This is a genomic window from Streptomyces sp. SID5785 (genome assembly GCF_009870065.1).
Lineage (GTDB): Bacteria > Actinomycetota > Actinomycetes > Streptomycetales > Streptomycetaceae > Streptomyces.
Map to the genome: position 1 here is coordinate 1 of NZ_WWIA01000307.1, position 7,349 is coordinate 7,349.

The 7,349-nt window shown below is 76.3% G+C and carries 7 protein-coding genes; 2 read left to right on the forward strand and 5 right to left on the reverse strand.

The features are described 5' to 3' along the window. Nucleotides 1-368, reverse strand: a 368-nt coding sequence (locus GTW43_RS10110; RefSeq protein ID WP_161301306.1) for an FAD-dependent oxidoreductase, incomplete at its 3' end; no start/stop codon positions are given. Then, the gene (locus tag GTW43_RS10115) at nucleotides 352-1,563 is read right to left on the reverse strand and encodes an FAD-dependent oxidoreductase (RefSeq protein ID WP_161301307.1); all 1,212 of its coding nucleotides are present in this window, start codon (nucleotides 1,561-1,563) and stop codon (nucleotides 352-354) included. The genes GTW43_RS10115 and GTW43_RS10110, both read right to left, overlap by 17 nt. Nucleotides 1,564-1,800: 237 nt before the next feature. Between GTW43_RS10115 and GTW43_RS10120 the strand changes: the two genes are divergently transcribed. After that, nucleotides 1,801-2,583, forward strand: coding sequence for a TSUP family transporter (locus tag GTW43_RS10120; protein ID WP_161301308.1), 783 nt, complete (start codon nucleotides 1,801-1,803; stop codon nucleotides 2,581-2,583). Between the two features lie 331 nt (nucleotides 2,584-2,914). On the opposite strand, the gene GTW43_RS10125 is transcribed toward GTW43_RS10120, so the two are convergent. Next, nucleotides 2,915-3,469, reverse strand: coding sequence for a hypothetical protein (locus tag GTW43_RS10125; RefSeq protein WP_161301309.1), 555 nt, complete (start codon nucleotides 3,467-3,469; stop codon nucleotides 2,915-2,917). 298 nt (nucleotides 3,470-3,767) lie between these two features. On the opposite strand from GTW43_RS10125, the gene cutA reads away from it, so the two are divergent. Further along, nucleotides 3,768-4,121, forward strand: coding sequence for a divalent-cation tolerance protein CutA (cutA, locus tag GTW43_RS37945; RefSeq protein WP_343245957.1), 354 nt, complete (start codon nucleotides 3,768-3,770; stop codon nucleotides 4,119-4,121). A 5-nt stretch (nucleotides 4,122-4,126) separates the two neighbouring features. Here the strand turns inward: cutA and GTW43_RS10135 are convergent, their stop codons facing one another. Together GTW43_RS10135 and GTW43_RS10140 are read right to left on the reverse strand one after the other, a co-directional pair. After that, the gene (locus tag GTW43_RS10135) at nucleotides 4,127-6,325 is read right to left on the reverse strand and encodes a molybdopterin oxidoreductase family protein (RefSeq protein WP_161301311.1); all 2,199 of its coding nucleotides are present in this window, start codon (nucleotides 6,323-6,325) and stop codon (nucleotides 4,127-4,129) included. Nucleotides 6,326-6,550: 225 nt separating this feature from the next. Beyond that, nucleotides 6,551-7,153 carry an ElyC/SanA/YdcF family protein gene (locus tag GTW43_RS10140; protein ID WP_161301312.1) on the reverse strand — a complete coding sequence of 201 codons (603 nt, stop codon included), beginning with the start codon at nucleotides 7,151-7,153 and terminating at the stop codon, nucleotides 6,551-6,553. Nucleotides 7,154-7,349 lie beyond the last annotated feature (196 nt).

Genomic DNA, 7,349 nt, shown 5'->3' on the forward strand with positions numbered 1-7,349 from the left:
TGCACCGGCGGCACGAACGGGTACGAGCCGGTGGCCAGCACCAGCGTGTCGTACGTGACCTCGAGACCGGAGCGGGCCCGCACGGTGCGCGCCGCGCGGTCGACCTCGGTGGCCGGGTCGCCGACGTGCAGCTCGATGCCGTGCTCGGCGAGGAACTCCGGGTCGCTCAGCGACAGTTCCGCGGGCGTCGTGCCGGAGAAGTACGAGGTGAGGTGGACGCGGTCGTAGGCCGGCCGCGGTTCCTCGCAGAGCACCACGACGCGGTGCGTGCGGGTCAGACCGCGCTCGGCGGCCGCCTCCAGGAAGCGCTGGCCGACCATGCCGTGGCCGATGAGTACGAGGGTGGGCATGTCAGAGGCCTCCGTCATGGGTGAGCAGGTGGAGCAGCGGCGCGCCGACCGCGTCGTCGGCGGGCAGGGATTCGTCCGACTCCCAGGCGTGCGCGAGGGCACCGACGCTGGCGAGTTCACCGACCAGGACGCCGCCCACCAGCCGGTCGCCGCGCACGACGACCTTGCGGTACGTGCCACGGGTGGCGTCCGTGAGCTGCACGACGTCGTCGCCGGGCAGCGGGTCGGTCTCGCCGAACGCGGCGAGGTCGAGGGGGCCCGCCTCGTGCGGCAGGGTGAGCCGGGTCAGGGTGCGGGTGCCGGTGTAGGGGGCGGCGCCGCCGGTGAGCCGCGCGGCCAGGGCGTCCGCCTGCTCCAGCGCGGGCGTCGCCAGGCCGTACACCGTCCCGGCGTGCTCGGCGCAGTCCCCGACGGCGCGGATGTGCGGGTCGCTGGTGCACAGCGCGTCGTCGACGACCACGCCCCGGCGCACGTCAAGACCGGCCGCCCGGGCGAGTCCGGTACGCGGCCGCACCCCGCAGGCCAGGACGGTCACGTCGGTGTCGAGGACGAAACCGTCGTGGAGTTCGACCCGGCGGACCCGGCCGTCCTCGACGCCGACGCCGCGCACCCGGCACTCGGTGTGGACCTCGACGCCCAGGCCGGTCAGGTGCCGCAGCACCAGCGCGCTCGACCGGGGGTCGAGCTGGCGCTCCATCAGACGCTCCGCCTGCTGGGTCAGCACCACCTGGGCGCCGCGCCGGGCCAGCGCCCGGGCCGCGGACACCCCGAGCAGCCCGCCGCCGATGACGACGGCGCGGGTGCCTTCGGTGACCGCGGCGGACAGCGCCAGGCAGTCGTCCATCGTGCGGAACGCGTGCACGCCTCCCGGCAGCACCGTCGCGTCCGCGCCGAACAGGCCGCGCAGCGGGGGCAGTACGGGGTTCGACCCGGTGGCCAGGACCAGCGTCCCGTACGCGACCTCGGAGCCGTCGTCGCACTGCACCACGCGCCGCTGCCGGTCGATCCGGACGGCCCGGGTGCGCAGCCGGCGGGCCGCCGGGGCGCCGGGCAGCGCGATCACGTCCGGGGCGTAGGTCCCGGCCAGCACCTCGGCGAGCAGCACGCGGTTGTACGGGGCGTGCGGCTCCTCGCCGACGAGCACCGCGTGCTCGCCCAGGCGCTGGGCGAGACGGGTGCCGGCGAGGCCGGTGCCGATGATCACTGTGGGCATGTGATTCAGCGTGCGGGGCGGGTGTTTCCCGGTGGCGTCCCGACCGTTTCTCCTCGGGAACGGGGGGCTCAGCGAGGGCGGGCCGGTGGTGTGAGGCGGTGCGGGGGTGTGAGGCGGGCCGGGGCGACGCGATGCGACGCCGGAGAGGCGGGGCACCCGACCGGCACGGCCGCCCGCGGCTTCTCGCAGGTCGGACGGCCGAAGGAGCCGCACTCCGGGACGGATACGCTCGGCCGCATGCCTGACATATCCCTGACCGCCGTCGTCGTCCTGTGCGTCGCCGCCCTCGCGGCCGGCTGGGTCGACGCGGTGGTGGGCGGCGGCGGCCTCCTCCTGCTGCCCGCCCTGCTGCTCGGCCTGCCGGGCTCCGTGCCCGCCCCGTACGCACTCGGCACCAACAAGGCCGTCGCCATCGTCGGCACCACCGGCGCCGCCGTCACCTACGCCCGCAAGGCCCCCGTCGACGTACGGCTCGCGGTCCGCATCGGCCTCGCCGCCCTCGCCGGGTCGACCGGCGGCGCCCTGCTCGCGGCCGGCCTGAGCACCGACGTCCTGAAGCCGGTCGTCATGGTGGTGCTCGTGGGCGTCGGGGCGTTCGTCATCTTCCGGCCCGCGTTCGGCACGGCGCCCGCCGCGCACCCCGCGTCACCGCGCCGCGTCCTCGCCGCGATCGGGCTCGCCGGTCTCGGCATCGGCTTCTACGACGGGCTGATCGGCCCCGGCACCGGCACCTTCCTCGTGCTCGCGCTGACCGCGATCCTCCACCTCGACCTCGTCACGGCCTCCGCGACCGCGAAGATCGTGAACTGCTGCACCAACGCGGGCGCGCTCGCCATGTTCGCCCTCAAGGGCACCGTCTTCTGGCAGCTGGCCGGTCTGATGGCGGTCTTCAACCTGGCCGGCGGCATGATCGGCGCCCACACCGCCCTCAAGCGCGGCGCGGGCTTCGTCCGGATCGTGCTGCTCACCGTCGTGTGCGCGCTCGTGGTGAAGATGGCCTACGAGCAGTGGGTGGCCTGAGCGCGGCAGGGGTGGCCTGAGCGCAGCAGTGGGTGGCCTGAGCGCGGCAGTGGGTGGCCCGGGCGCAGCAGTGGGTGGCTTGAGCGCACAGGACGGCGTCCCGCCCGGACGGGCGAGGACGACGGAGGAGGCGCCCGAGCGGCTCAGGCACACGATGGTGGTCCCCCGGAGGAGTGGGGGACCCTGAGCGAGCGCCCCCCACCCCTCCGGGCCGCGAGGGGCTGCGGCCCGGAGGGGAGGGGACGGGCGGTACCGGTGGGCGGACGGGAACACGGACGGCGGAGAGAGTCCGCGGGACCCGTCCCTTCCGCTGTGCTCCTGCCGGATCCCTTCAGATCCCTTCGCCTCTCGCCCGGCGATGCAGGAGCCAGGTACCGCCCGCGGCGGCGACGGCCAGGGCCGCCACTCCCGCCGCGGTCTGCACGGGGTCGGGTCCGAGCGCGCCGCCGACCCCCGTCTTCGCTTGCGCCTGCGGCGCGGGCACCCCGGCAGGACCGGGCGCCCCGACCGCCGCGGGCGCGCCGGCCGCTCCGGCCCGGCCCGGGGACACGATGAGATCGCCGGTGACCCGGGTGCCGCCCGCGCACGTCGCGACGATCTCGTACGTGCCCGGCTGCGCGGTCGCGGGGACCGCGAACCGCCCCGACGCGTTGTCGGCGTCCGTCGCCGCGGCGAGCGTGAAGGCGCCCGCGCCGACCGTGCGGGCGTCACCGGCCGCCGAGCCCCGCGTCCCGCACGCCGTCGTGTCCACGGTGACCGTGGCGCCGGGGGCGGCCGTCGCCGGGTAGACCTCGAGGCCGCCCTGTGCCGCGGCCGCGGGGGCGGCGCCCAGACCGGCGAGGGCGACGGCGAACGCGGCGGCGGTCAGGGGTCGGCCTGTGCGCATCGTGGTACTCCTTCGCGGGCGTCGGACGCGCCCTGCACGACCGAGGTAAGTACCAGTCAGGGAGCCCCGCCTGCCGAGAGAGCGTCAGATGACGGCGCCGGACACGGTTCCTGACGGGGTGACGGATGCGTTCCAGCAGGTCACCGGCGTGTCGGTGGAAACCTGGTGCGCCGCGCGGCGCGGGGTGCGACCGGGTGACCGGACACTCCGTCAGGCGGGCCACAATGAGCGCGTGGAGACCTCCGGCGACACCCCGAAGCCCCTGCCCGCCGACACACCGGACGCGCCCGCTCCGGCCGTGCCGCCCGCTCCGACGGGTCCGCCCGCTCCGGACGCCCCGGCCGTGCTGACCGTTCTGACGACCACGGACACCCCGGACGGGGCGGACACGCTGGCCCGCGGCGCGGTCGAGGCCCGGCTCGCGGCCTGCGCGCAGGTGTCCGCCGCCGTCACGTCCGTCTACCGCTGGGAGGGCGCGGTCGAGACCGCCCGGGAGTACCAGGTCCTGCTGAAGACGAGCGCGGCCCGATACCCAGACCTCGAACGGTGGCTGACGGAGCACCACGACTACGACACGCCCGAGATCATCGCCGTGCCCGTGGTGCGGGGCGCGCCCGGGTACCTGGCCTGGGTCGCGGCCGAGACGGCCTGACGGCGTCACCCCGCGCGCCGGGCACCCTCGGTGCGCGGGGCGGACTCGGCGGACTCGGCGGTCGCGGCGGACTGGGCGGACTCGGCGGAGTCGGTGCGCTGGGCGGCGTGCTCGCCGCCCTCCGCCCGCTCCAGCCGCACCGCGCACACCTTGAACTCCGGCATGCGCGACGTCGGGTCGAGCGCCGGGTTCGTCAGGGTGTTGGCCCGCCCCGCGCCCGGCCAGTGGAACGGCATGAAGACCGTGTCGGGCCGGATCCCCGGCGTGATCCGGGCGGGCGCCACTGCGCGGCCCCGCCGCGACACGACGGCGACGTCCTCGCCCTCGGCCACCCCGAGCCGCGCCGCGAGCCGCGGGTGCAGCTCCACGAACGGGCCGGGCGCCGCCCGGTTCAGCGCGCCGACGCGCCGGGTCTGCGCGCCCGACTGGTACTGGGCGACCACGCGCCCCGTCGTCAGGTGCACCGGATACGCGGCGTCCGGCTCCTCCGCGGCGGGCCGGTGCGCCACCGGCACGAACCGGGCCCGCCCGTCGTCGTGCGCGAACCGCTCGGCGAACAGCCGGGGCGTGCCCGGATCCGCCGGGCCCGCGCAGGGCCAGAACACGCCCTCGCCCGCGGCGAGCCGCTCGTAGGAGATGCCCGCGTAGTCGGCGGGGCCGCCCGCGGAGGCGCGGCGCAACTCGTCGAAGACTTCCTCGGGGTCGGCGGGGAAGCCCTTCTCGAGGTCGGGGGCGAGGCGCGCGGTCAGGTCGCGCAGCACCTCCAGGTCGGACCGCACGCCGTCCGGAGGGGTGAGCGCGCGGCGGCGCAGCAGCACCCGGCCCTCCAGGTTCGTCACGGTGCCCGTCTCCTCCGCCCACTGCGTCACCGGCAGGACGACGTCGGCGAGTTCGGCGGTCTCGGACAGGACGACGTCGGCCACGGCCAGGAAGTCGAGCGACCGCAGCCGCTGTTCGACCTGGGCGGCGCGGGGTGCGGAGACGACCGGGTTCGAGCCCATGAGGAGGAGCGCGCGGAGGTCGCCGCCGAGCGCGTCGAGCAGCTCGTAGGCCGAGCGGCCCGGACCGGGCAGCGACTCCGGCGGGACGCCCCAGACACCGGCGACGTGGGCGCGGGCGGCGGGGTCGGTGAGCTTGCGGTAGCCGGGCAACTGGTCGGCCTTCTGGCCGTGTTCGCGGCCGCCCTGCCCGTTGCCCTGGCCGGTCAGACAGCCGTAGCCGGAGTGCGGGCGGCCGGGGCGGCCGGTCGCCAGCGCCAGGTTGATCCAGGCGGAGACGGTGTCCGTCCCCTTGGACTGCTGCTCGGGCCCGCGCGCCGTCAGCACCATGGCCTCCGCGGCGCCGGCGAACAGAGCGGCGGCCTCGCGCAGCCGTGGCACCGGCACCCCGGTCACCCGCTCCACGTACTCCGGCCAGTGCGCCATCGCGGCGGCCCGGGCGTCCTCCCAGCCGGAGGTCCGCTCGCGGATGTAGGCGTCGTCGGTGCGGCCCTGCGCGACGACCAGGTGGAGCAGGCCGAGGGCGAGCGCCAGGTCGGTGCCGGGGCGCGGGGCCAGGTGGAGGTCGGCGAGTTCGGCGGTGCGGGTGCGGCGCGGGTCGACGACGATCAACGTGCCGCCGTTCGCCTTCAGTTCGGTCAGATAGCGCAGTGCGGGCGGCATGGTCTCCGCGGGGTTCGATCCGACCAGCAGGACGCATCCGGTGCGCGGGATGTCCTCCAGCGGGAACGGCAGCCCGCGGTCGATCCCGAAGGCCCGCTGCCCGGCGGCCGCGGCCGACGCCATGCAGAACCGCCCGTTGTAGTCGATCTGCGAGGTCCGCAGCACCGTGCGGGCGAACTTGCCGAGCGCGTACGCCTTCTCGTTGGTGAGGCCGCCGCCGCCGAACACGGCGTTCGCGTCGGGGCCGTGCGCGGTGCGGGCCCGGTCGAGCCCGGCGGCGACGGCGTCCAGGGCCTCGTCCCAGCCGGCCGGCTCGAGCCGGCCCGTCGTCGTGCTGCGCACCAGTGGGCCGGTGAGCCGCACGCGCGAGGAGAGCACCTCGGCGGCGCTCTGCCCCTTGCCGCACAGCGCGCCCCGGTTCACCGGAAAGTCCTCGCGCCCCCGCACGGACGCGTCGGCGCCGATCCGCATCCCGCACTGCAAGGCGCAGTAGGGGCAGTGCGTGTCGGTGGCGGGCGGCTCGGATGCGGTGACCGTGTGCATACGGGCCAGCGTGCGACGCCCTTGTTACGAGGCGGGGGGCACCGCCGTTACGCACCGGGTACGCGGAGCTCCCCGCACCCGGGGGCCGATCGTGAGGACCTGGGCGACGCCCGTGGGCCGGACCGGGCCTGGGCGGGACCGGCCCGGGCGGGAGACGCCCCCTCGCCCGCGCACGCCCTCGCCGGGCACGACCTCGCGCCGGGCACGACCTCGGCCGCGCACGGCCTATCTCAGCGCTTTTGCGATGCCGTGCTCGCGTGGGCCCAGGAAGTGCGGATCGGGACGGACGACCGCGTCCAGGGCCGCCTTCCCCGCGGCGAACACCTCACGGGCGCCGCCCGCGTACCAGGTGACGTCATGCGGCTCGTCGACGCCGACACCGTACGAGGAGACGCCGGCCGCCTCGCACAGGGCGACGGCCCGACGGATGTGGAACCGCTGGCTGACGAGGACCGCGCGGTGCACACCGAACACCTTCCGGGCCCGTACGCACGAGTCCCAGGTGTCGAACCCGGCGTAGTCCGACACGACGGCGCGGCCGGGCACGCCGTGCCGGGTGAGATAGGCGCGCATGGCGTCCGGCTCGTCGTACTCCTCCCGGCTGTTGTCCCCGGTCACCAGCACGGCGCGGATCCGGCCCGCGCGGTACATGTCGGCGGCGGCGTCCAGGCGGTGCGCCAGATACGGGGAGGGCTCGCCGTCCCACAGGCCCGCCCCGAACACGACGGCGACATCGGTGCGCGGCACGTCCGCCGCGTCCCGCACCCGGTCGCCGACCTCGACGAACAGCCAGGTCGCGGGCAGCAGCGCGAGGACGCACGCGGCCATGAGGGCCTGGGCCGTGCGGCGCTGGGTGCGGCGGGTGCGGGGGAGGGGCAGTTTCACGGGTCTCCTCGGGCGGGCGGCGAACTCCACCCCGTCAGACGCCGCCGCCCCCGACTCCGGTTCGCCGCACCGTCCGCGAGCGCGACCGAACGCCGCCGCCTCGGCCCGGCGCCGGGGCTGCGACTACGTCGCGGGGCGA